Origin of the sequence: Breznakiella homolactica (assembly GCF_016616095.2) — a bacterium.
In the GTDB taxonomy this organism is placed as follows: domain Bacteria; phylum Spirochaetota; class Spirochaetia; order Treponematales; family Breznakiellaceae; genus Breznakiella; species Breznakiella homolactica.
In genome coordinates, this window is record NZ_CP067089.2 from 875,612 (window position 1) to 901,768 (window position 26,157).

Here is a 26,157-nt window from a genome sequence, read left to right on the forward strand (position 1 = left end):
GGATGCACATCCGGTTTTGGGGTGTCCGCGGGTCCCTTCCGGCCCCCCAGGCGCCAAGCAAGATACGAAGCAAAATATCCGCTATCCTCGAACGGGTGACCCCTGAGGACATAGAAACCCCCCAAAGCCGGGAGCGTTTTCTGGCGGGACTGCCGCCGTGGCTTTTCGGTACGGTCGGGGGCAATACTCCCTGTGTGGAACTCCGGGCCTCAAACACGGAAGAAGATGAGGTTATTGTATTTGACGCCGGTTCCGGCATCCGGGAACTTGGGATTGCCATGGCAAAAGAGCGGGTTAAACCGACTCATTACCATATTTTCTTTTCCCATTTCCACTGGGACCATCTTCAGGGGCTGCCGTTTTTCGGACCTTCCTACGATCCGTCGGTAAATATCACCTTTTATTCACCCATGGCAAACCTTGAGGATGCCCTCCACGGGCAGATGACATCCCCGTATTTCCCCGTCCACATGGAATCCATGAACGCCCGGAAACAATTCAGCATCCTGACGGAGGGAATTACCCTGGGTGACATGAAAATTTCCTATAAAAGGATGAACCATCCGGGAAATTCCTATTCCTATTCGGTCGATTCCGGGGGGCATCGGTTTATTTACGCCACCGATACCGAACTTTCAACCAATGATTTTATAAAGAATGAGGAAAATTCATCCTTTTTTGAAAACGCGGACCTGGTGGTTATTGATTCACAATATACCCTCGGCGAGGCCATAGAAAAATACAACTGGGGGCACAGCGCGTTCAGCCTTGGCGTGGATTTTGCCGCCAACTGGGGTATCAAGCACCTGGTGCTGTTTCACCATGATCCTACCTATGATGACCGCAAGCTGTTCAATATCCTTCAATCGGCCCGCTGGTACACGGACCGTATGGGAATCAAGGGAGTAAAAATAACCCTTGCCATGGAAGGCCTGGAGATTGATCTGTAAAAATGAAAAAAACGCAGGATGAACCGGGACTTTTCTTTGAATTGCAGGATCTTACGGTCCTGTTTTCGCTGGTTAAATCCATGGAGGACCGCCTTTCCCAGGGAGAACGGAATATCCTCATCGAAATTGAAAAAACCCTGTATGAGCATCTGTCGATTAAGGAAGTAGCCAAGCTGATCAGTACAAAAACAGGAGCATGACCTTCGTGACCCGCTCTTTTTCCATTACAGAAAAATCACGGAAGCCTATACCGGCGGCCGGGAGAATCCGGCGTGGACCGGGATACCGGCGGTTTTCGAAGGGATGGCTGATACTGGTTGCCGGCATGGCCCTTATGGGAACTAAAATTTACGGAGAGGATATTCCCCTTCCGGGGATTGTCCTGCCGGCACCGGGAGGTATGGGCGGGTTTTCCCTGGTATCGCCGACCCAGCTGTTTTCATCGAACGATCCCCGGATGAGTGTCTGGAATCCCGCGGGACAGGCCGGCCGGGAACTTCCGGGGTTTTCCGTTTCCGCGGAGGTCGGTTTCCCGATCCATGGAAGCCAGAGCGGAGCGGGGGGGCTTTTTTCCGGAGGAGCCGCCCTTCCCACAGCCATCGGAACCCTCTGGTTTACCGGCGACGCCGCGGTCCGTTCGGATAATCTGACCGCCTGGGCGGTGCCCCGGGGATTTTCCCTTAACGCGGGGCTGTCAAAACGGGCAGGGGACATACTGAGTCTCGGCATCGGGGTTGGGGGCGGTTATTTCGTGTCCTCCGATCCATCCTGGAATTTATCAGCTTCCCTGGGAGCCCTCTTTGATATACGGTCCCTGGGTCCCCAGGGAAGCAGGCTTTCCGTCGCGTTCCTGGGACTGGGCGGCCCCTGGGATTCCTATTTTGCGCCCACACCGCTGGTAGCCCTGGAAACGAAATTCATTGATACGGAAAAATTCGCCCTGTCCCTGGGCGCTCTCGCCGCGGTACCGGGATTTACGGACTTTACCGCCGGTTTAGGCGCTACCTTTGAATTAGGCCGGTACGTATCGATTGACCTGGGCTGGTTTCTTTCGTCAAAGCAGATATCCCGCTGGATGGATACGGACAACAGCAATGCCGATCTTTTTGCCCTGTCATGGCCGTCCATATCATTGCGCTTTGAGGGCGCCTCCCTGCTGCGGGCGGGAAAATTCGGGGTCGATCCCTCTCTGCGGGTAAAACCCGCGGGCCAGCAGGCCATGAGGGTTGAAGCGGCGGCGGTTTTTTCCGCGGGCGAGCGGGATATTACCGGGCCGGTAATTGTTCCCGGACTTCCCGAACACGCGGCGTATTCGCCCCGGCTGCTGTCCGAAGTTGTTGTTCCCATTGCGGTTACCGATGAATCGGTAATCGTATCCTGGGACGCGGCGGTAACGGGACCCGGCGGTATCCAGGTTTTTGCCGGCAGCGGCGGCGATACGGACCCCGGACGGAATCCGTATTTCGGCACCCTCTTTACGGTAAAACGGAATGTTCCTCTTCCCGAAAAATTTATTATCCCCATTTCCCCGGATTTGCCCGACGGGGCGTATACCCTTTCAATGACCGCTGCCGATGAGCGGGGCAACCAGAGCCGGTACAGCGGAACCATTTTTATCCTCGACGGGACGCCGCCGTCGGCCGCTGTCAGTACCCCGGAGTACCGGATTTTCAGCCCCAACGGGGACGGCATCCGGGATGTGCTGGCCATTGAGCAGACCGGAAGCATGGAATCCCTCTGGCAGGGAATCATATACGGCGTCTCGGGAGATCAGGTGTTTTCCCTTTCCTGGCTGGACTCGGAACCGTCTTCCTTTGTCTGGGACGGCAGGGACAACCGGGGCGACATTGTCCCCGACGGAACCTACACCTATACCCTTACCGCCAGGGACGAAGGGGGCAACACCTTCGAGGATTCAATCCGGAATATTATCGTGGACGCCGCCCCCACGGCCATTGCCCTGTCCCTGGACGGAACGGCCCTTTCCACCGATCCCGATTCCAATTACCGGAATGTAACACTGGTCAATTCTCCCGCGAGAACCAGGGGCCTTGAGTCGTGGCGGTTTTCCCTGATTTCTGACAGCGGCGCCGCGGCCCGGATCTGGGAAGGTTCCGCGGAAAACCTTGATCTCTTTCCCCGGAGTATCGTTTTTGACGGCAGGACCCGTGACGGTGATCCCGTGCCAGACGGCACCTACCGCTTTAAGGCGGAACTGGTATACACCAACGGGGATTCACCCAGCGCGCTGAGCGGGACATTTTTAATCGATTCCAAGGTCCCCGCCGCCCGGGTCAGGGCATCGTCACAGTTCCTGAATATTGACCGGAACCAGCGGGTCGTTCTGTACCACGACCTGTCCGCCGGAGCGGTCTGGAAGGGCACAATTTACGACAGTCAGAACAGAATAATCCGCAGCTACGACCTGAGCCCCGAGCCTGAGCTGACAATACAGTGGAACGGCTTAGACAGCCGGGGGGAACCGGTCCCTGAGGGCATGTACCGGTATTCCGCGGAAGGAACCAGCGCCGTAGGCCTTTCGGGGAAATCAAACGAAGTATCCATGCGGGTGGACACCGGCGGATATGAGCTGTCCCTCCTGGCGGACAAGGATATTTTCTCGGCCCTGGTGGCGGACGGCCGGCAGCGGTACCTGCCGCGGCTCAGCCGGCCGGAACGGGCCGTTTCCTATGAACTCTCCGTCAGCGGCGGCGGTTCCGGCGCGGAGGTCCGCCGGTTTTACGGCGCCGGTCCCGTGCCCCGGGCGATCGACTGGGACGGCAGGGACGCCTTCGGTGTTCCCGTTCCCCCGGGCAGCTACAGCGCGGTAATGACCGTACGGTACGATGACGGCGAACAAGTGGTCTCCGAACCGGTAACGACCCTGGTGGATTCCGTTCCGCCCCGGGGAAGCGTCAACGTAAACCGGAACCTGTTCTCTCCCAACGGCGATGGTATATACGATACGGTCGAATTCCAGATTTCCGGGGACAAGGAAGCCCACTGGACCGCGGTTATCGAGACCGAAGCCGGCGGCCTGGCGCGGTCCTACTCATGGCAGGGGCTGCCCCCGGAACGGCTGGTATGGGACGGCACCGACGGTTCCGGATCGTATTTCCCCGACGGAAGCTACCGGCTCCGCCTCAGCGCCCTTGACCGGGCGGGGAACGTTTTTTCCGCGGTATCCGGCCCGGTCCGGATGGACTCCCGGATACCCGCCCTGTCCCTGACCGCGGACAAAACCGCCTTCAGCCCCAACGGGGACGGCTTCGCCGATGCCATGAATTTCCGTCTCATACCGTCATTTACTGACGGGCTTTCAGCCTGGGAAATTACGGTTGCAGACGAGGGAAATACCCCCGTAAAGGTTATATCCGCCCGGGACAAGGGAGAAACGGCGCCTCCCCAGAATTTCTCCTGGGACGGCCGGACGGAAACGGGGCAGGCGGCGCCGGACGGGAATTACCGGATCCGGGCGGTTTTCCGGTATACCAAAGGCGATATTGCCGAAACCGCAACCGCTCCATTCCTGCTGGATACGGCGCCTCCCGAGGTAGCGCTCTCCCTGAGCCCGAACCCGTTTTCGCCGGACGGAGACGGATTTGAGGATGAACTGGAAATCCGTATCACCGCCAGGGACCGGAGCCCGATCGCCGGATGGATGCTGACAATCAACGATCCCGGGGGTTATCCCTTTACGAGTTTTTCCGGGACCGCCCTTCCGGCTGAACCTTTCTATTGGGATGGCATGAACCTGAACGGTGATCTGGTTGAGGCTGCCCAGGATTACCCCTATACCCTGCGGGTCCGGGACAACCTGGGCAATACCGCGGTGATCCAGGGAACCATCGCCACGGATGTATTCGTGCTGGTTGACGGAGACCGGCTAAAAATCAGAATATCATCCATCGTATTTCCGCCGTCCTCAGCATCGCTGTACGGTATAGATCCGGAAACCGATGCCCGGAACAGCGCCATCCTCGACCGCATCGCCGCGGTGCTGACCCGGTATCCGGCCTACAGAATACGGATCGAAGGCCACGCGGTGAACCTTTCCGGGACCGAGCGTGAAGAACGGGTGGAACTGGCGCCCCTGTCCCTGTCCCGGGCTCAGGCGGTCATGCAGGCCTTAATTGAGCGCGGTACCGACCGAAGCCGTCTGGAAGCCCGCGGATTAGGAGGAACCGAACCGATTGTACCCCATGGCGATACCGCCTCCCGCTGGCGGAACCGCAGGGTTGAATTCATTCTGATGAGGTAACTATGCCCAAATTTATACGCACCATCAGCAAATTTTTAGCCATCCTCATTGGAGCTATTCTGGCGGTTTCAGCGGCCTGCCTCGGGCTGGCTCTGTTTTTCAATACCCCGCCGGAGGACCCGCCCTCCATACCGCAGGGGGTTGAGACCATTAAAAAAACCGAAGACGGTTCGTATATTGTTGAAATCCGGAGCGGGGACACCGCCATGGCAGTGGGCAAACGCCTGGCCGACGCCAATATAATCCGGAGCCGGCTTTTCTGGAATGTTCTGTCCAGAATAAACCCCGAGCATATCAAGGCCGGAGTCTACAGTCTGGATCTCCCCATGACCCAGTTTGAAATACGGTCGCTGCTCGTTTCCGGACGGCAGATCCTGGTCCGGGTTACCATTCCCGAAGGCAGCACCCTGAAAAAAAACGCCGCCATCCTTGAGGCCGCGGGAATCTGCGGCGCAGAGGAATTCCTGGCGGCAGCGGCGGATCCGGAAATAACCGCGAAATACCGGGTTCCCGGGGAGACCATGGAAGGCTACCTCTATCCCGATACGTATTTGTTCCCCCAGGGGTTTCCCGCCGCCCGGGTGGTGCAGACCATGGCGGATACGTTTTTTTCACGGCTCCGGCAGGCCTTTCCGGAAGCCGATTCCCTGACCCCGGATGAACTCAACCAGCGGGTAATCATCGCGTCCATTGTGGAGCGGGAATACCGCATCCCCGATGAGGCACCCCTCATGGCGGGGGTATTCTACAACCGCCTGCGGATAGGGATGCCCCTGCAGTCGTGCGCCACCGTGGAATACATAATAACCGAAATCCAGGGCCGGCCCCATCCGGAGCGGCTCTTTACCCGGGACACGGAAATCCGGGATCCCTATAACACCTACATCCGGCCGGGACTGCCGCCGGGGCCGATCTCCGCCCCGGGCATGGTAGCCCTCAGGGCGTCTTTCGAACCGGCCGCGAGCACATATCTCTATTTCCGGGTGGCGGACCCATCCACCGGCAGACACTACTTTTCCGAAACCCTGGACGACCATATCCGGGCCGGGGTTCTGTATCTTAAGGGGAGTTTTTAGACGCCATGGGTTATATTTCCGAAGCCACCATACAGGAGGTCAATTCCCGGGCGGATATTGTCAGCGTCGTCGGCGAATATTTGCGGCTGGAGAAGCGGGGAGGCCGGTACTGGGGGCTGTGTCCCTTTCATAATGAAAAAACACCATCCTTTTCGGTGGATCCGTCCCGGAACATGTACTACTGCTTCGGATGCCACCAGGGCGGCGGGGTGATCAACTTTGTGATGGAAACCGAAAAATTCACCTATCCCGAAGCCATCGAAGCCCTGGCCAAACGCATGGGGATCGAAGTTGTATACGAAAACAGCGGGAAACCGCAGAAGGATCAGGAAAAACTGAACCGCCTGGATGAAGCGGCGGAGCTCTGCCGGCGGGTAGCGGGAAGTTTTCACCATATTCTTATGGAAAAACCCGAAGGAAACCGGGCGAAACAGTACATTCTGGACCGCGGAATTTCAAAAGACATGATCGAACGGTTCCGCTTGGGATACGCCCCCGGCGACCGGTCCTGGCTGTACGGATTCCTGCTTAAAAAAGGGTATTCGGAACAGTTCCTGGCCGGCAGCGGGCTGTTCTCCAAAAACAATCCCCGCTCATCCTTTTTTGCGGACCGGCTCATTTTTCCCATTGCCGACCGCCAGGGCCGGACCGTGGCATTCGGAGGCCGGATTCTCTCCGGGGACGGTCCCAAATACCTCAATTCTCCGGAATCGGAGCTCTATAAAAAGCGGGAGACCCTCTTTGCCATTGACCTGGCCCTGCCGGAAATCCGTAAAACCAGGGAAGTGTACATTGCGGAAGGCTACATGGATGTTATTGCCCTGCATCAGGGAGGAATAACCAACGCGGTGGCGCCCCTGGGGACGGCATTCACCGACGAACAGGCCCGGCTGCTGCGGCGGTGGGCGGAAAAGGTGTACCTCATATTCGATTCCGATGAAGCCGGGCAGAACGCGGCGGTCAAATCCATTCTGACCTGCCGGAACAACACCCTTGCCTGCGCCGTGGTGGATCTCCAGGGAAAAAATCCGGCGGACAAAACGGATCCGAAGGGGCCGCCCCGGTTTAAGGATCCGGCGGATATTTTGCAGGAAGCCGGCCCCGAGGCGTTGCAAAATAGTGTAAAATGTTATATAAATGACTTTGAATACCTTTTGAACCGCAGCAGATCTCTTTTTGATTTTTCAGATTCCGAAGGGAAATACCAGGGAGTGGCGTACATGTTTCCCTACCTGGAAACCCTTGAGTCGGAAGTTGCCCGGGATGCTGCGATGGAGGCCATGGCCGACAGTTTTGGGGTTGATCCCGCTTCGGTAAAGCAGGATTTTCTCCGCCGGAAGAACCCCAGACGAAACAATCCCGCCCCTGTTCAGGACGGCACTGTTTCCGAACCGGTACAGATGAACGATGAGCTTTTTCTGCTCATTGCGGTATTTGTCAATCTTGATTTGTACCCTAAGTTGCGTTCAACCCTTTCTGTGGAGGAGGTTGATGACCCTAAAGCCAAGGATATCTTTATTGCTTTGGAAGAATGGTACCGGAACGATTCCGTAGGCGGCTTGGATGAACTCCTGAGCCGCATTGAGAACAGTGGCTTGAGACGTTTTGTTCTGGAAAAAGGTAATTCCGAGGCGTTTACCCTTAACCCCGAACAGCTTGTTTCTGATGGAATCAAAAGAATAAAACAAAAACGTTTGGAACGCCGACGAAAAGATATTATAATTGAATTGCGTTCTGTAAAGAGCGGGGGGGCCGGCATGGGTATTGAAGACCTCCTTTCAGAAAAAGTGCATATTGATGCCGAATTACGCCGTATTAAGGAAGCCAACTAATGACGGATTTGCAGCTTGATCCTGCTGTTATAAAGCTGATTGAATACGCAAAAAACAAGAAAACTCTCTCATACGATGAACTTTCTGATTTTTTGCCCGAACATATTGCTAATTCCGATAAGATTGAGCAGGTTTTGGCCATTCTGGAGGCCAATAATGTCCAAATTATTGAAGAAGACACCCTGGGAGACGACGATTCCGATTCGGAACCGCAGAAAAGCCCCGACCAGGAGAAAAAACGCCTGGTTTACAGTGAAAAAGAATCCTCCGTGGATGATCCTATCAGGCTGTACCTCAGGGAAATCGGAAAGGAAAACCTGCTCACCGCCGAACAGGAAGTGGAACTGTCCAAACAGATGGAGGACGGTGAGAATATCATCAAAGGGGTTATCAAGAAATCGGGAATGATAATCCCGGAATTCTACTACATAGCCCAGCGGGCCTTTTCAAAAAAGGATCCCCGGGAAATGAGCCTTTCCAAAAAAGAAATCACCGAATATATGACCGAGCGCCGGCGGCTCAATCAGTTCTACAAGGAAACCCTCAGGATTATCGGCGCCGACCTTAAGTCCTATATGGAAATCAAGCGGCGCCTCATTGCCCGGGGGGGCGATATCTTTGAGGACGCCGAGCTTAAGGAACTCAAGACCAATATCCTCTCGGTGATCGAAACCGCCGAGATTCATCCCGAGGAAATCACCGAATTTTCCGATAAATTTGTCCAGGCCGCCAAACGTATCAAACGGTACAAGAAGGAGCAGGAACGGATCGAGAAACGCCTCAGGGTGGCCTCGCTCAAGGAACTCCGCGCTCTGGGCCGGGGACTGACCATAAAGGACGAACGGGAACGCCTGGAAGAAGAACTGGGGCTGAGTTCCGATGAAATCAAGGAACTCATCCGGCATATCCAGGTCACGGAAAAGAAACTCCGCCAGATGGAAGCGGAATTTGAGGAATCCATCGAAAACATCAACTCCATGGCCAAGGAAATAAACCGCGGCCGTATGATGATGAAGAGCGCCAAGGACCGCCTTATCAAGGCGAACCTCCGGTTGGTGGTTTCCATTGCCAAGAAGTACACCAACCGCGGGCTCCATTTCTTCGATCTCGTCCAGGAAGGCAACATCGGTCTCATCAAGGCGGTGGAAAAATTCGAATACCAGAAGGGATTTAAATTTTCAACCTACGCGACCTGGTGGATCCGTCAGGCCATTACCCGGTCCATATCGGACCAGGCCCGGACCATCCGGGTTCCCGTGCACATGATCGAACAGATCAACAAGGTTGTCCGGGAGTCCCGCCAGCTTATGCAGGTCCTCGGCAGGGAACCCACGGATGAGGAAATAGCCGACCGCCTGGGCTGGACCGCCCAGCGGGTAAAATCCGTCAAAAACGTTGCCCGGGAACCCATATCCCTGGAAACGCCCATCGGCGAGGAAGAGGATTCCCTCCTGGGAGACTTTATCGAAGATAAGGATGTGGAAAATCCTGCGAACCAGACCGCCTTTACGCTGCTCCAGGAACAGCTCTGCGGAGTTCTGTCCACGCTTCCCGCCCGGGAACAGGAGGTACTCAAAATGCGGTTCGGCCTGGACGACGGGTATTCCCTTACCCTGGAAGAGGTGGGGCTGTATTTCAATGTTACCCGGGAACGGATACGCCAGATTGAAGCAAAAGCCCTGCGCCGGCTGCGGCATCCCAAACGAAGCCGGAAATTAAAGGATTATCTCGATCATTGATCAATGTTATTGATCATCAGCCCTATAAAACGCTGTATGCTATTGCATGGAAATGTTTTTTTTACTATTTTAGCATCCTAAGGGGATATGTATGGTTATGGAAGAGGTTTTTGAGAAACTGCGGACACTGCAGGATATTCTTTCTCAGAAGATAAGCCTGGAACAGGAAATCGAAGAAATTCCCAAGCTTCTTACTACCCAGGAAGAACTGCTGGCCCGTCTCAAAAAGGCCTTTATCGAGAAAAATCAGGAATACGAAAAGGCACGGACCTCCGAAGCCGAATACCGGAACCTTCTCGCGGAAGCCGAAGGAGCCCGGGAAAAAGCCGAAAAAAATATGGATTCCATAAACACCCAGCGGGAATACGAAGCCCTGGACAAGGAAATCCGGGACGCTTCGGAACGGGAACAGCAGTACCGTAAGGATCTTCAGCGGGAAGAACGGATCCTGTCGGAACTCGATGAGCAGATGAAGCAGAACGCCGCCCTGATTGAACAGCAGGAAAAAGAACTGGAAGATCGCCGTTCCGGTATTCAGGCTGAAATATCCGAAAAAGGCTCCCAGGTAAAGACGCTCCAGAAGGATGAAGATAAGCTGGTACCCGGCCTTGACCCGGAAGTACTGTTCAAATTCGAACGGATTATCCGCAATAAGATGGGCCGGGGTATTGTCGCCATAAAAGGCGGTGTCTGTATGGGCTGTCACATGATTCTGCCGGCGCAGTTTGCCAATACGGTCCGGGAAGGTGAGGATATTGTGTTCTGCCCGTACTGTTCCAGGATCCTGTTCTATGAAGAATCCGAAGGCGATGACCAGGAATACTTCAGCGATGATGACGCGGGCAGCCTCGCGGACCTTGATGATATGGATGACGATGAATATGATGAAGACGACGAGGATGATGAAAAAGTAAGCATGGATTACGAGGAATAATGATTTTTAGGCGATGAACCGTATTGCCGCCGTAAAACCACGCCGCTGGCGTGATTTTTACGGAGGAAAGTCCGGGCTCCGCAGGGCATGATGCCGGGTAACCCCCGGGCAGCGGATCCGTGAGGATCCGCTGACAGACAGCGCAACAGAAAATATACCGCCGGGAAACCGGTAAGGGTGAAAAGGCGGGGTAAGAGCCCGCCGCGGAACCGGCGACGGTTCCGGCACGGCAAACCTCATCAGGAGCAAAGCCAAGCAGCGGTATAAACGGCCCGTTTTTGAACCGCGGGTAGGCTGCGTCGATGCCGCCGGCAACGGCGGCACAAGATAGATGGCAATATCACCGTATTCCATACTTATGGAATACGGTGTAACAGAACCCGGCTTACAGGTTCATCGCTTTTTTTATTTTCACGCCAATACATTTACCGCAGAAAAACATTTCACCGATACCACGGAAAAAACCAGTCTCCCGCGAAGAGCAGTACCGAGCCGGCTGAGCCGGAAAGCACCCAGGCCGTACGGGTGCCATGGGAAAGAGGGTATGAGCGACTTTCGAGGCCGCAGGCCGACGCGGAGCCATACCCCCTTTCCCATGGCAGGACCCGCGGCACCGGTCCTCCCCGGGAGATTTCCGGCTTGAAAGACTTGGTACTCCCCCGCCTACGTTGACTTTTTACGGTAAAAGGTATTAAATCATTACAAGTATTATGTTTAAAAAGCGTTCCCGGGCCGGCTTCGGGCCCCAGATGCACATAAGAGGCACGGTTTTGACTGCCCTGATGGTCTTTATTGTGCTTGGTCTCGTTGTTACCGTAAGTGTTATTGGCATACAAAATCGAAACCGATCGGGAAATGATCGAAAGGAGTTGCTGCACCTTTGGGAAAACGGGTCCTACGATGAAACATTCAGGATGAGCGGGGACCTGCTGGAAGAGCAGCCCCTGGATAATTTCTTCCTGACCATGCATGGGTTTTCATCGTACCAATTGGCTATAGCTCAGATAACTGCATACAATACCATGAATTATATTGATTCATGCATCTGGTCGCTCAGGAAAGCCATGCTGACCAAAGAGGGCGGCCGGGATCCGCGGATCCGGTATGTGCTGGGAAAAGCCTATTATTACAAGGGCCCTTCCTACGCCGATCTGGCCATACTGTACCTGGAGGAAGCCAGGGACGCGGGATTTAATGCGGCGGATATTCCGGAGTATCTGGGGCTTTCCTACGCTGCGGTGCAGGATTACCGCAGCAGTGTCGCTTCGCTGACCATGGCTTTGGATCCTGCTTCCGGCGGCGGTGAAACATCCTATGTTTCGGATCTCCGGCTTCTGGCTATAGCCCAGTCCTATATCGGCCTCGGACAAGCCGACGCGGCCAAGGCATATCTGATCCGGTGTATCGAGAACTCAAAGGACGCTGAAATTATTGTTAAATCCAGGCTTCTCCTCGGGAATATCCTGAAGGATGAGCATGATATAGCGGGGGCGGAGGAACAGTTTACCCTGATTCTTGAAGAAGGCGGGGAAGACGCAGAAGCCCACTACCAGCTTGGAGAATTGTACGCCGCCGCCGGGGACACCACCCGGGCCCGGGCGGAATGGCGGAGGGCGGTTCGTATTGATCCTGCCCACGGGCCGGCCAGAACCCGGCTCAATATGTAAACTGAGTTATTCCGGATTTTCCGGAGGGCGCAGCCCCAGGAAAACCGATAAAAGCGTGCGGAGGATATATGTTCGGAAAAAGCTCTTCTGATATTGGAATTGACCTGGGGACATGCAATACCCTTATCTATATACGCGGAAAAGGCATTGTTATCAATGAGCCGTCGGTGGTTGCCGTGGAACGGGGCACAAAAAAGGTTATGGCCGTGGGAGCGGACGCGAAACGGATGCTCTGGAAAACCCCGGGGAACATCATAGCCATCCGGCCCATGCGGGACGGAGTTATTGCCGACCTGGAGTCAACCGAAAAAATGATCCGGTATTTTATTTCCAAGGTCATGCCCCGGTACCGGTTTATAAAACCCCGGATGGTCATCGGCATTCCTTCATGTATCACCGAGGTCGAACGCAGGGCCGTTGAGGAAAGCGCCTACAAAGCCGGAGCCCGGGAGGTCGCGGTCATTGAGGAAAGCCTTGCCGCCGCCATCGGCGCTGATATTCCGATTTACGAACCCGCAGGCCATATGATCTGCGACATCGGCGGCGGAACCACCGAAATTTCGGTCATTTCCCTGGGCGGTATGGTTGTTACCAATGCCATCCGGCTCGGCGGCGATGAGTTCGACGAAGCCATTATCAAACACGTCCGGAGCGTACACAACCTTATCATCGGGGAACAGACCGCCGAGCGGCTCAAGATGGAAATCGGAAACGCCTCTCCGGATAAAACTATCGAAAAGGTTGAAATCAAAGGCACCGATGCCATTACGGGACTCCCCCGGCGTCTGGAAATTGACTCAGTGGAAGTACGGGAAGCCCTCAAGGATCCCATCACCCAGATTATTGATGAAATTAAATCGACCCTTGGCCAGACCCCGCCGGAACTTGCCGCGGATATCGTTGAACGGGGCATTGTCATGACCGGCGGCGGTTCGCTGCTCAAAGGCCTGCCAAAGCTCATTTCCAAAGAAACCGGTGTTCCCGTTATCCTGGCGGAACGCCCCATGGACTGTGTTGCCCTGGGGGCGGGAAAATACTTTGAAAACGCCAAAGGATTTGACAATACCCGCAGTATTTACGACAACCTGAATGGGTAATCCCTTCCATGCGCATTAAAGAGGACAGGAAACAAAAAAAACGGTTCGGCAAAGATGCCTATGTTTTTATTGCCCTCAGCCTGATTTCGTTTTCCATACTCTTGTTTTCCACCCGAAGCTTTATAGCCAGCGTCCGTGACGCGGGGCTGTCGGCTTTTTCCGGGATCCGCGGAGGCATTCACAGTGTTTCTTCGTTTATATCCAGGACCGTGCTCTCTGTGCAGGAACTGGCCACCCTCCGGCGGGAATACGCGGAACTGGCAGACCGGGTTACCCGGTATGAACAGCTGGAACGGAGTTCCGCCGAAATTCGCCAGGAAAACAACCGCCTCAGGGAACAGCTCGGGTTTTCAAATACCATCCGGTACCGGCACATTCCCGCCGAACTTATCGGGAAAGACCCGGACAATCTTTTTTCAGCCTTTGTCATAAATAAGGGAACCAGGGACGGAGTGGCGGTGGATATGCCGGTTATTGCCTTCCAGAACGGAACCCAGGCCCTGGTGGGAAAGGTTATCCAGGCAGGGCTGATGGAAAGCCTGATAATGCCGCTGTACGATTCCAACGCATATATATCCGGCCGGCTTGCCGAGTCCCGGTATGAGGGAATCCTCGAAGGGCAGGGGACCGCCGACCTTCCGCTGGTGATGCGGTTTATCCGCAAACGGGCCAGGGATGAGATCAGCATCGGTGATATCGTGGTTACCAGCGGCCTTGGGGGAATTTATCCCCAGGGGATAACCATCGGCAGGGTCAGCAGGGTCATATACCAGGAATACGAAACGTCCATGGGATTGGAATTGGAACCATCCATTGATTTTTCCCGGCTTGAGTATATCTTTGTCATAGGTTCTGAGGAAGAAAGGTAAAAGGCCATGGCTAAAAATGTCGTATGGGCCACTGTTTTTATAGTGATCGCCGCGATTCTTCAGTCAACGATCCTGTCACGGATTGCGATTTTCAACGCCGTCCCCGATCTGGCGCTCTGCATTCTCGTATTCACCGCCTATGTCAACGGAACAATGACCGGACAGCTGACGGGCTTTTTTTCGGGAATACTTCTGGATTTTCTTTCCGCGGCGCCCCTGGGGCTCAACGCGTTTATCCGTACCATAACCGGCGCCTTAACGGGCATGTTCAAGGGGACCTTTTTCCTTGACGCGCTGTTCCTCCCCATGGGGCTCTGCGCCGCGGCCACAATCTTTAAGGCGCTGATGATTTTTATACTCCACCTCCTGTTCGCGGGAGCCATACCGAGTTATTCAATTACCGGGCCGACGTTCTGGATAGAGCTACTGCTCAACACCGTGCTGTCGATTCCCCTGTTCGCATTGCTGAAGCTCTTCAGGCCAATACTTGTCGAAGGGAGGGAAACCTGATGGCGAATCTCAGTCAGTTTCCTGACGGCGACCGGTCGGAACACAGAATCAAACTGCTGCAACTTCTTTTTATTGTAATTATTGTTGTATATGCTCTCCGGCTTTTCAGCATGCAGATCGTCAGCGGCGAAGTATACCGTTCCCAGGCGCAGAATATCGCCCGGCGGACCACCATAATACCCGCCCAGCGGGGAGAAATCTACGATCAGAATTTCAACCAGCCCATGGTGCTTAATACCGACTCCTTTGCGGTGAATATTATACCCGCGGAAATTCCCCGGGGACAAATACCCGAAATACTGAAGGAACTCTCCGGTATTCTGGGAATAAGCGAAGACCTGCTTAACAGAAAGGTCCCTCCCCAGTATTACAATCTGTATCAGATGGTGGAACTGGCGGCGAATGTCTCCTTTGAAACCATTGCGCGGCTGGCTGAACGGGTGGATACCTTGCCGGGTGTTTCCTGGCAGTCAAAACCAATACGCAATTACGTGGATACCGGCAGCCTGTCCCATATTATCGGATACGTGGGGGATATAACCCGGGACGAACTGACGATAATGTACAACCGGGGTTACCAGCAGGGCGACATCATCGGAAAAGCGGGAATAGAACGCCAGTACGATGATATTCTGCGGGGCAAAGAAGGCCGCGAAATCAGGACCGTGGATGCCCGCGGGCGGAGAATTTCCGGGGACAACAATATCCGGGAGCCCGCTATCATGGGGAAAAACCTTGTCCTGTCCATTGACCGGTCGATTCAGCTTCTGGCGGAACGGGCTCTGGGGGAACGGATGGGAGCCGTGGTGGTCATGCGGCCGTCAAACGGCGAAATCCTCGCCATGGTTTCCTATCCCTGGTATGACCCGAATATTTTCAACCGCAACGATATGGGCGCCGAATACCAGCGGCTGATCAATGATCCCAATAAACCCTTCCTGAACCGGGCGATTCAGTCGAGTTATCCCCCGGCTTCGGCGTTTAAGATAGCTATGACCGCGGCGATCCTGGAGGAAAACGCCTTTCCGCCGGATCAGACCGTTGAGTGTCCCGGGGAGATTACCTACGGCGACCGGGTCTGGCGCTGCCACATCCGCAAGCCCGGCCACGGCCACGTTAATCTTCAGAAAGCCCTAGCCCAGTCCTGTGATATTTATTACTGGGTTGTTGTCCGGGACCACCTGGGGATTGAACGAATGGTTTCGTATTCCCGGGAATTCGGCTTCGGGGAATCCACGGGCATTGACCTGCCCGGAGAGATCACGGGATTCATACCGACGCCCCAATGGAAGGACCGCCGGTTCCATGAAAAATGGCTCGGCGGTGATACCATGAACATGGCTATCGGTCAGGGCTTTACCCTGGTTACGCCAATCCAGATGGCAAATATGGTAGCCATGGTGGTCAACGACGGAATCATATACACCCCCCATCTTCTAAAGGAAGTACGTGATCCCGTTTCCGGAGCAATAATAAAATCAGTCCCCCGGGAGGTTCTGCATAAAACGACGGATATCGATCCTGAGGTTTTTAAAACCGTCCGCCACGATATGCGTACCGTAATAAGCGAAGGAACCGCGCAGTTCCCCCTTAATATAAAAGCCGTGGAAATAGCCGGAAAAACCGGAACCGGCGAGGTGGGACTCCACGACCGGTGGCATTCCTGGTTTGCCGCTTATGCTCCCTATGAAACGGACACCCCCGAGGAACAGATCGTTGTCTCAATAATCGTAGAAGCCACAAATAAATGGGAATGGTGGGCACCCTACGCGTCGGCAATCATCTTCCAGGGGATTTTTGCCCAGCAGACCTATGAAGAAGCGGTTCAGGCATTGGGGCTCCAGTACATTATGCCGATTCAGGAGCGTCGCGAATAATGCGTCTTCGGAATTTTCTCGAAATAGATTTTTCACTTTTTTTCAGCGCCGTTATTTTAACGGTATTCGGCATCTTATTTATTTATTCGTCAGGCATAACATCCACCGGTGTTCTGGTTTCCACCGAATATATACGGCAGATAATCTGGGCTGTTTCCGGTGTCATCATTGCCCTGGTCATCGTTATGCTTGATTACCGGCGGATATATGATCTGTCCATTTACATCTATCTCGGAATTCTTGCGCTGCTGCTGTATACGGTTTTCTTCGGGCGCCTGGTAAACGGCGCCCGGGCATGGATCGGGATCGGGGTTTTCGGGATACAGCCGTCGGAATTCGCCAAAATAGCAACCATTCTGCTCCTCGCGCGGTACCTTGACGTTTCCCGGCACAATCAAAATGAGTTTAAACGGTTTTTCGTTTCATGCATGATCGTGTTTATTCCCATGGGAATAATCCTTCTGCAGCCGGACTTCGGAACATCCCTGGTTTTTATTCCTATTCTTCTGGTAATGACGTTTATTGCGGGAATTGCGCTGCGGTATATAATCTTTTTAATAGCCTGTATTTTTGTAACCAGTATTCTTCTGGTCCTACCGCTCTGGCAGAGTTATATACTTCAGGGAACAATACCGTCTCTGATGATTCTCACCAATATCCGGTTTATTGTGATCGTTACCGTGGCTTTTACCGTAATCGGTCTCATCGCGCTGTATGGTTTTATGCGGTTCAAGAAACGGTATTTCTACTGGATTGTGTACGGCGCGAGTATTGTGGTCTTGTCCCTGGGCGCCTCGTTTATGGCCGGAAAGGTGCTTAAGGATTACCAGATCATGCGTCTTATCGTGTTTCTCAATCCCAATGTCGATCCCCGCGGATCGGGCTGGAATATAATCCAGTCCATTACCGCCATAGGATCCGGCGGCTTACTGGGAAAAGGGTATCTCCAGGGAACCCAGAGCCATTACCGTTTTCTTCCCCAGCAGAGTACGGATTTTATTTTTTCAATCTTTTCGGAAGAATGGGGATTCATCGGCGGGCTTCTCGTTTTTTCACTTTTTCTTCTCATGCTTCTGCGTCTCGTTAAAATCATGCGTTCCACATCAGACCCTTTCGGCTCGTATATTGTAGCCGGGTTTGCGGCCATGGTTTCCTTTCATTTCCTTATTAATGTCGGAATGGCCATGGGTATTATGCCCATTACGGGGATTCCTCTGCTGTTCATGTCCTACGGAGGGTCATCCCTCACATCCGCCATGATTGGAATAGGTTTGTCCCTGAGTATTTATGTGAGAAGGTTTCAGCACTGATGGATATCCCTTTTATCAACCCTATGGAAGTGCTGGGAAAGTATTTCCTTTCCGTGGAAAAACCCGCCCGGTATACCGGCGGCGAATACGGCAGGCTCGCCAAAAGAGAAGCGGACCTCTATATGGCTATTGCCTTTCCCGACCTGTACGAAATCGGAATGTCAAACCAGGCATTCCGGATACTGTACAATAAACTGAATGCCGTCGGAGGTATATCCTGCGACCGGGCATTTGCCCCGGCGCCGGATTTCGAAGAACTCCTGGAAAAACTCAAAGTGCCGCTTTATGGGCTGGACACAGGAATTCCGCTGAAGCATACCGACATCCTCGGTTTTACCCTGGGCTATGAGCTGGGTATCACCGGAGTTCTGACAATGCTCAAAAGCGCCGGTATTCCGCTGCATGCCTCGGACCGGACCGAAGATGATCCCATTGTTATCATGGGCGGCCCCTGTGTTTCCAATCCGCTGCCGTATTCTTCATTCATTGATGTATTTTGGATCGGCGAAGCCGAGGGCGGCTTTTTTCCGCTCTGCACCGAACTCAGGGATATGAAAAAGAACGGAGCCCCGCGGCGGGAACTTCTTAGCCGCATCGCGGCCCATCCATCCGTCTGGACACGGGGTAAGGCCAGGGCGGTCAGGGCAATAGACCGGGAGTTCTCTGACCGGAATCCCGACGCGGCGGTTTTTCCGGTACCCAGTATGAAGGTAGTCCAGCACCATGGGTCCGTGGAAATAATGCGCGGCTGCCCGAACGGCTGCCGGTTCTGCCACGCTGGTATATGGTACCGGCCCATGCGCCAAAAAAGCGCCGCGGTTGTCAAAGCGGAAGCGGAAGCCTTTATCACCCAGGGCGGTTACCGGGAAATAAGCCTGTCATCTCTTTCCACCGGTGATTACGCGGGAATCGGCGGACTTGTGTCGGATCTCAACCGGAGTTACGCGTCCCGGCATATCTCCTTTCAGCTTCCTTCGCTGAAGGTTTCAAGTTTTTCGCTGCCCCTGCTTAAGAGTATTTCCGAAGTCCGGAAAAGCGGCCTCACCTTTGCGGTGGAAACGCCGGTAGACGCGTGGCAGTTTTCAATAAACAAGGATGTATGCAGGGAAAATGTAATCGCCATTATTAATGAAGCGAAAGGGCAGGGCTTCCGGGGGGCTAAATTTTATTTTATGATCGGCCTGCCGGTGGGAGGTTTTTCCGCATCCGATGACTCCAGCCGGGAGGAACAGGAAATCGTTGATTTCATCCTGGAAGTGTCCCAGCGGACCGGAATGCATTTCAGCGTTAACGTCGGCACATTTATTCCAAAACCCCATACACCGTACCAGTGGGCAGTCCAGCTTGATGAGGAGACGGCAACTCAGAAACTCAATTTTATCCGCAGTAAGCTGAAACCCCGGGGATTCAAAGTCGGAACCCATGATCCCTTTGTCTCTGTTGTTGAAGGTATTATTTCCCGGGGGGATGAACGGGTGGGGGAGCTCATTATTGAAAACGCCTTTGCCCGCGGCTGCCGGCTCGACGCATGGACGGAGTATTTTTCCAGGGATGTTTGGCGTTCTCTGATTGACGACAACAACGCGCTTGTGTCGGAAATTCTTTCCATGAAAAACTCCGGTGAACCGCTTCCCTGGGACTGTATAGATGCTTCCGTAGGAACCGCGTTTCTCCGCCGGGAACTGGAAAAATCCGAAACCCAAGAATTAACATCAGCATGTACAGACAACTGCACACATCCTTGCGGAAGCTGCAGTTCTTCCGGCGGAATCATACAAAATATCATACAGCCTGACAATCAACATCAAGTAATGCCGGAAGTTCCGGCAAACAGCGATTCCGGCAATCCGGAAACAGACGGACCGGAAGACACTCTGTGCCACAGAATTGTTTTTTCCTTTTCAAAGCGGGATGAGGCGGTCTTTCTTCCGCACCTGGGGCTTGTGGAAACATTCTCCATGGCCTTTATACGCTCCGGACTGCCGGTAACCTTTACACAGGGATTCAATCCGCTTCCGAGGCTTGATTTTGCGGCACCTCTGGCAATCGGAATACAGGGGGACAATGAAATAGCGTCGGTTGATTTTACCCGCAGTATATCTCCGGATATTTTTGCAGAAACCTTAAATAAGTATCTGCCGAAGGGGATTGAAATAAGCCGCGCGGAATATTTCGCTATTCCGCTGGGGAAAAAACGGTATTCCGCAGCGTCACTGTTATGGGGCTTTCTTTATGACGACAACAGCATTATTAAAGCCTCGGAAGAAAAACAATACCGTTTAAATCTCGCCGGATCAAATGATATGTTTTTCGGAATCCGCCGGCGGTCGGTTCTGGCAAAATCGATAACAAACAACAATAACGGCGGTGAAGAAAATCACGAAGATTATTTTGCGGCCTACGGCAAACTGTATCCCGGCACAAACTAAAAAATAAACGCAAAAACTCAATTCATTATATTATAAATAATTAACAATATTATCTAGTAGACAGAATATACATTATAGATAGTATTATATGTATTTAAATAAAGGAGAAGATCGTACTTTTTTTACTGCCCTTTTCATTTTCTGTTTCTGTAATCAGGATCCCGGAAGTCTCATTACTCCAAGAAATGTCGGTGAACTGTATATCGGCGCAATATTGTCATCCACCCCAATGGCCACAATGTAAAATGAGGCATAAGCATAACTGCTTCCGGTCTGCTGAACCACATCGGTATTCTTTGAGGCATAGGTACTGTTCCGCAGATCGGCAGTGTTTCTGAAATACCGGTCCGGTTCGGGATCGAAATTCGCTGCCCCGGGGATAGATGAATTTCTGAATAGATTATAAGTTTGAACGTGAATGACACCCAAACTATCGGTATAACTCAGTCTCATAACCGGTATTGTGGACGCAGATGTTTCGATAAAATCCAGGGTAACGGTATACCCCGAGGCATTGGAGCCGGATAAAACATTCTCCAAGTTGCCATTCTCCAATGCGATCAGGTTGTAATTTCGCCCGTTGAATACGGAGCCGATATTCGCTGTTGAGCTTCCGCTGGTATTATTCTGAATTTGGTATTCCTCGGTATACCGCTCCAGATACTGGTAATCACTGTACAGCGTCGAATGGATGCTGCTCATGGCGGAAGAATCAATTTGCGATGTATAGTTTGCGTTGCTGAGGTAGATGCGGTAATAAATACCGTAATACTGCAGGTAGCTGTTGGAGTATGATAACCTTGAAATAGTAACCTGCGTGTTGGCAGTTGTATTAACATTGCTCTGCGGCACCGGATCGAGATACAGGTAATCCTCAATGCCGCAGGAAACAAAAGAAATAATTACTGCAGCCAATCCCAAAAAACGGATCAGGCTCGATATAATCTTATTCGCCGTAAACAGCTCCTCTTTTACTTTCTTACACTCCGCCGGATGCGGTTATCGCCGCGACCCTACTGCTGGCGAGGTTCGCCCAGTTCTGTCCCGGCCACTGTTCAATAACATTCCTATAGGCAGCAACCGCGGCTTCGGTATCCCGCTGTTCCTCATAGAGACGCCCGACGGAGAACGCGGCCCTGGGAGCCCCGGGGAATGTATCCGCGTATTCCAGCGCTCTGGTATAGAGCTCAATCGCCTTAATGGAGTTACCCTGCTCTTCGGCGGCAACCGCGGCGTTAAAAAAGGAAACCGGAGCCAGGTAAATTCTCGGAGCCTTGCCGGCGGCGTTCACCCACGCGTGTTCGGCTTCAAGCCATTCTTTTTTATCCGCGTGGATATCCGCGATAATGTAGTAGGCCCGGGCACCCGCATAGCCTGATTTCTTTCCGGCGAACTCACTCAACGAAGCAATAAACTGCCGGACTTCATCTTCCTTGAAAGGTTCATTCAAATCGACCCTCAGGGATTCATACTGTTCATAATAGGCTTCAACTTCAGCTATGGCCTTTTCCTGGGCCTTTTCGCTGATTATGTATGCGGCGGCAATACCGACAAAAACAACTACCACCGCGGCGGATACGATCAGAATTATTTTTCTGTGATTCTGTATAAAATTGACAAGTTTCTCCGTAATTTTAGTGGGTTCGTTCTTGCCTGATGACGGATTAGCCATTATTTACTCCTTTGGGTTGAAAATATTCAGTTCTTTAATCAAACGGGACAAATACGTACGCTGAATATCCAGCGACTTTGCCGCTTCGGTCTGGTTCCAGTCGTTTTCTTCCAGAATTTTCGAAATATAGTGGGCCTTGAAAATATTGATTGCCGTTTTAAGGCTCCGGTTCTCCTCGTCATAGCCGCCGCCGGAGTCACTCGCGGAATTTTTTAAAAGCAGATCTTCCCTCTGGATGTATTTTTCCTTTCCGATGACACAGGCCCGTTCAATACAGTTTTCCAGTTCCCTGATATTTCCCGGCCATGCGTAGGATAAAAGGGTCTCCATCGCCTCATTGGAAAATCCGTCGAAATGCTTTTTTGTTTCCCGGATGCCTTTTTTCAAAAAGAAATTAGCCAGTTCGGGAATATCCTCGGGCCGCTGCCGCAATGGCGGAATGTAAATGGGGAGCACATTGAGCCGGTAGTACAGATCGCTCCTGAACTCCCCCTTCTCCACCAAAGTTTCGATGTCCCGGTTTGTGGCTGCCAGAATTCTGACATTCACCGTAACGGAAATATCTGATCCGACTTTCTCAAAGGTTTTCTGCTGAATAACCCGCAGCAGTTTTGCCTGCAGCTTCATGGGAAGGTCGCCTATTTCATCGAGAAAAATGGTCCCGCCGTCGGCCAGCTCAAAACGGCCCTGCCGGTTCTGGATGGCGTTGGTAAAGGCGCCCTTAACATGACCGAAGAGCTCACTTTCCAGAAGGCCCTCGGGAAGCGCCGCGCAGTTTACCCGTACAAAGGGTTTGTCGCTCCGGGAACTCCGGAGGTGGATCTGCTCGGCAAAAAGCTCCTTGCCCACGCCGCTTTCCCCGAGGATGAGCACCGAAGAATCGGTTTTCGCTACCCGGTCGATAATTTCAAGTTTTTCGATAATAATGGGGCTTTTGGCAATTAATGTATGGTAACCCTGGTCGGTCTTAAGCTGATCCTGCAGGAGCTGGATTTCATCCCTGGCCCTTTCGAAGCTGCGGGCGTTCTGGAAGGCCATGGCAGCCTGGTTGGCGAAGATCTCCAGCCATTCCAGGTCATCCTGGGTAAAGTACTTATCATCCTTTTTGTTGATAAGCTCGATTACCCCGATGCATTCATCCTTGATCCGCATGGGAGCCGCCAGCATGGTTTTTGAAGGGTATCCGATTTGGTTGGAAATCCCCACCAGATGCCGGCGGTCGTTTTTTACATCGTTGACGATTATGGAGGTATTGTGCTGCGCGACCCAGCCGGCGATCCCCTCCCCCATATTTACGGTGAATTTCTTAACATCCGCGCCTTTTGAACCCAGTGCGATTTCAAAGTAAAGCTTATTATCGGTTTTATTTACCAGGAGAAGGCTTGACGCCTCTCCTTCACAAAGCTTTGTCGCGGACTCTAGTATTTTCGTAAGCAGAGATCTGACGTCCGAATAATTGGAATTAATAAGCGTATTAATCTCAATCAGAGTATTAAATTTTTGGACGTCAATTGTTGACAGCATAGAATGCAGTCTTCTCAGTTATTGCCTTTAGACTTCAGAAAATCCCCGAGGGTAAAAGTTGAATCATCGGATTCTTCCGCAGCCATGTAACGGGACAGTTCATCCCGCTGCACCTTTTTCTGGTAGTCCCGTATGGAGAATGCCACCTTCTGCTTATCCGGCTGAATCTCTATGACAACAGCTTTGATTTTATCTCCCACATTGTATTTCTTGATTGCCTCATCGGGGTTTTCTTCCCGATTTTCCGGCAGGTTAGACTTATGGATAAGGCCTTCGATTCCCCCGGGCACCCGCACGAATAACCCGAAATCGGTTATTGAGGAAACTTCACCTTCCACCGAGCTTCCCGGCTTATAGGTTTCCGCGAAACTCTGCCAGGGATCTTCTGAAAGCTGTTTAACCCCAAGGCGAATATTGCGGTTCTCCGGCTCCACGGCGACAACCATGACTTCAATTTCCTGGTCAACCGCCAGTTCACTCCCGGGATGTTTGACCTTTTTGGTCCACGACAGATCGTCCACATGGAGGAATCCGTCGATGCCTTCCTCAAGCTCAATAAAGGCGCCGGCGTTAGTGAGTTTGGTAACTTTCCGGGTGAGGCGTGTTCCTGCGGGGAACTTCTCTTCAATATCGTCCCACGGATTGGCACTGACCTGCTTAAGGCCGAGGGAAACCCTTCCCGCCTGAAGGTCGTAGCCGAGGATCATGCATTCGACTTCATCGCCTATCTGCAGCATCTCATCGGGGCGCTGGACTTTTTTGACCCAGGAAAATTCGGAGATATGGGCAAGCCCTTCGATTCCTTCCTCAAGTTCAATGAAGGCGCCGAAATCGGTAAGTTTGGTCACCGTGCCCTTTATGATATCATTTACATGGTATTTATCTTCAAAATGCACCCAGGGATCATCGGTGAAGTGTTTTAATGACAGGTTGATCCGTTTTTCATTCGGGTCAATCCGGATGACCTTGAGCTTGATTTCCTGGCCCTTCTTAACGAAGTCCTTGGGCCGGGTAACGTGGCCCCAGCTCATGTCATTGATGTGCAGCAGCCCGTCAAATCCGCCGAGGTCAATAAAGGCGCCGAAGGAGGTAAAGCTTTTTACAGCTCCGGTGACTTCATCCCCGACATGGGTATTTTCAAAGAAGGAATTGCGTTTCTCCTCAATTTCCTCTTCCAGCCACTTCCGGCGGTTAACAACGATATTAACCTTGCCGTCGGAGTACAGCCGCTCCACATAGAAGCTGGTTTTCATGCCGAGAAGCCGCTCCGGTTTGTCAACCTTCTGCGCGTCGGACTGGCTGATGGGAAGGAAAGCGTGAACCCCGGCTCCGAGGTCAACGTCATATCCGCCCTTAACGATTTTATGTATAGTTCCTTCCACGACCGTATGGTCCTGGAAAGCCTGGCGGAGATTCTTCCAAAACAGCTTTACATCCGCTTTCTGTTTTGAAACGATTACCTCTCCGTGTTTATTCTCTTTTGTTATAAGAATAACCGAAACTGTGTCCCCGATTTTCGGGATTTCGGTGAATTCCCCAATGGGAATTTTCCCCTCGGACTTATACCCCACATCAATAAAAACCTGGTCCGGGGTGACTTGAATGACGTATCCGTCAACAAGCTGACCTTCTTCCAACTGTTCGAGGGACTTGAGATACTCTTCCTGTAACTGTGTCTGGATATTGTCTGCGGAATTTTTCGACTCATCCATCGGACTAGTGTCCGAATCCACTTCCATCTGACCCATGGTTGATCCTTATATATGTAATTTCCCTATCAATTTGTCATAAACTTGGCCAATGGTCAAGTCCGAGGTATCCAAATAATCGACTCCGGGGGCTATTTTTAGGCTTCCTTCGGCTTTATTTTTATCAATTTCGTCCCGTTCCCGGATTGATTTTTCTATTTCCTCCAAACTGAGCTTTGAAACCCCCTGGTCAAAGCGCCGTTTTGCCCGGGACAAGGGAGACGCGTCAAGATAAAAACGGTAATCAGCGTCCGGAAACACCACGGTGGTCATATCCCGTCCTTCAACAACCACATTGAGGCCCCGGGCGATTTTTCTGACAATATCGTTTACCACATGCCGGATCGGGACAATCGCAGATAGCCGGGCCACAGAGGCGTCGACTTCATCGCTGTGGAGGAGATCATCCACGTCCTCGCCGTTAAGGTATACCCTGCCGTTGGTGTAGTCAATGACCGCGGATTTCGCGTATTCCAGGGCTTTTTCGGGATCCGTCGGATCTATGGAATTCCGCAGACAGCCCAGGGTAATGGTTCTGTATAAGCTCCCGGAATTCACGTAGGTGAACCCCAAACCCTGGGCGAGTTTCGCCGCGATGGTGCTTTTTCCGGATCCCGCGGGTCCGTCTATGGCAATAACCATGGTGCCTCCAAAGAAATCAC

17 protein-coding genes, 1 other RNA gene and 1 pseudogene are annotated in these 26,157 nt (G+C 52.7%); 15 read left to right on the forward strand and 4 right to left on the reverse strand.

Annotated elements, in window-relative coordinates; genetic code table 11:
* The first annotated feature begins 2 nt into the window (after positions 1 to 2).
* From JFL75_RS04270 to JFL75_RS04340, 15 genes are all read left to right on the forward strand, one after another.
* A complete protein-coding gene (locus JFL75_RS04270) occupies positions 3 to 950 on the forward strand; it encodes an MBL fold metallo-hydrolase (protein WP_215625456.1) in 948 nt (315 codons plus the stop codon).
* A 2-nt stretch (positions 951 to 952) separates the two neighbouring features.
* Positions 953 to 1,150 (forward strand): hypothetical protein, encoded by a 198-nt coding sequence (locus JFL75_RS04275; RefSeq protein ID WP_215625457.1) that lies wholly within the window; start codon positions 953 to 955, stop codon positions 1,148 to 1,150.
* Between the two features lie 134 nt (positions 1,151 to 1,284).
* Entirely contained in the window at positions 1,285 to 5,211 is a 3,927-nt protein-coding gene (locus tag JFL75_RS04280; protein ID WP_215625458.1) for a FlgD immunoglobulin-like domain containing protein, read from the forward strand.
* A 2-nt stretch (positions 5,212 to 5,213) separates the two neighbouring features.
* A complete protein-coding gene (mltG, locus tag JFL75_RS04285; RefSeq protein ID WP_215625459.1) occupies positions 5,214 to 6,287 on the forward strand; it encodes an endolytic transglycosylase MltG in 1,074 nt (357 codons plus the stop codon).
* A gap of 5 nt (positions 6,288 to 6,292) precedes the next feature.
* Positions 6,293 to 8,119 carry a DNA primase gene (gene dnaG, locus JFL75_RS04290; protein WP_215625460.1) on the forward strand — a complete coding sequence of 609 codons (1,827 nt, stop codon included), beginning with the start codon at positions 6,293 to 6,295 and terminating at the stop codon, positions 8,117 to 8,119.
* Positions 8,119 to 9,858 (forward strand): RNA polymerase sigma factor RpoD, encoded by a 1,740-nt coding sequence (gene rpoD, locus JFL75_RS04295; RefSeq protein WP_215625461.1) that lies wholly within the window; start codon positions 8,119 to 8,121, stop codon positions 9,856 to 9,858. The genes dnaG and rpoD overlap by 1 nt, the downstream gene beginning before the upstream one ends.
* A 91-nt stretch (positions 9,859 to 9,949) precedes the next feature.
* Positions 9,950 to 10,792: a zinc ribbon domain-containing protein gene (locus tag JFL75_RS04300; protein WP_215625462.1), complete on the forward strand. Its 843-nt coding sequence runs from the start codon at positions 9,950 to 9,952 to the stop codon at positions 10,790 to 10,792.
* 10 nt (positions 10,793 to 10,802) lie between these two features.
* An RNA gene (gene rnpB / locus JFL75_RS04305) (RNase P RNA component class A) lies at positions 10,803 to 11,196 on the forward strand.
* Positions 11,197 to 11,502: 306 nt separating this feature from the next.
* Positions 11,503 to 12,459 (forward strand): tetratricopeptide repeat protein, encoded by a 957-nt coding sequence (locus JFL75_RS04310; RefSeq protein WP_223292760.1) that lies wholly within the window; start codon positions 11,503 to 11,505, stop codon positions 12,457 to 12,459.
* Positions 12,460 to 12,527: 68 nt separating this feature from the next.
* The gene (locus JFL75_RS04315; protein ID WP_215625463.1) at positions 12,528 to 13,556 is read left to right on the forward strand and encodes a rod shape-determining protein; all 1,029 of its coding nucleotides are present in this window, start codon (positions 12,528 to 12,530) and stop codon (positions 13,554 to 13,556) included.
* Between the two features lie 8 nt (positions 13,557 to 13,564).
* On the forward strand, positions 13,565 to 14,425 hold the full coding sequence (gene mreC, locus JFL75_RS04320; RefSeq protein WP_215625464.1) for a rod shape-determining protein MreC: 861 nt from the start codon (positions 13,565 to 13,567) through the stop codon (positions 14,423 to 14,425).
* A 6-nt stretch (positions 14,426 to 14,431) separates the two neighbouring features.
* Complete coding sequence (gene mreD / locus JFL75_RS04325; RefSeq protein ID WP_215625465.1) at positions 14,432 to 14,935, forward strand: rod shape-determining protein MreD; 504 nt, start codon at positions 14,432 to 14,434, stop codon at positions 14,933 to 14,935.
* Entirely contained in the window at positions 14,935 to 16,812 is a 1,878-nt protein-coding gene (gene mrdA, locus JFL75_RS04330; protein WP_215625466.1) for a penicillin-binding protein 2, read from the forward strand. Before mreD ends, mrdA begins: the two co-directional genes overlap by 1 nt.
* On the forward strand, positions 16,812 to 18,122 hold the full coding sequence (rodA, locus tag JFL75_RS04335; RefSeq protein ID WP_215625467.1) for a rod shape-determining protein RodA: 1,311 nt from the start codon (positions 16,812 to 16,814) through the stop codon (positions 18,120 to 18,122). The genes mrdA and rodA overlap by 1 nt, the downstream gene beginning before the upstream one ends.
* On the forward strand, positions 18,122 to 20,551 hold the full coding sequence (locus tag JFL75_RS04340) for a TIGR03960 family B12-binding radical SAM protein (protein WP_223292761.1): 2,430 nt from the start codon (positions 18,122 to 18,124) through the stop codon (positions 20,549 to 20,551). The genes rodA and JFL75_RS04340 overlap by 1 nt, the downstream gene beginning before the upstream one ends.
* A 153-nt stretch (positions 20,552 to 20,704) precedes the next feature.
* On the opposite strand, the gene JFL75_RS04345 is transcribed toward JFL75_RS04340, so the two are convergent.
* From JFL75_RS04345 to rpsA, 4 genes and pseudogenes are all read right to left on the reverse strand, one after another.
* A complete protein-coding gene (locus JFL75_RS04345; RefSeq protein ID WP_215625468.1) occupies positions 20,705 to 21,472 on the reverse strand; it encodes a hypothetical protein in 768 nt (255 codons plus the stop codon).
* A gap of 58 nt (positions 21,473 to 21,530) precedes the next feature.
* Entirely contained in the window at positions 21,531 to 22,223 is a 693-nt protein-coding gene (locus JFL75_RS04350) for a tetratricopeptide repeat protein (protein ID WP_215625469.1), read from the reverse strand.
* A gap of 3 nt (positions 22,224 to 22,226) precedes the next feature.
* Complete coding sequence (locus tag JFL75_RS04355) at positions 22,227 to 23,747, reverse strand: sigma-54-dependent Fis family transcriptional regulator (RefSeq protein ID WP_215625470.1); 1,521 nt, start codon at positions 23,745 to 23,747, stop codon at positions 22,227 to 22,229.
* A gap of 14 nt (positions 23,748 to 23,761) precedes the next feature.
* Positions 23,762 to 26,137 (reverse strand): annotated as a pseudogene (rpsA, locus tag JFL75_RS04360) (30S ribosomal protein S1).
* Between the last annotated feature and the right edge of the window lie 20 nt (positions 26,138 to 26,157).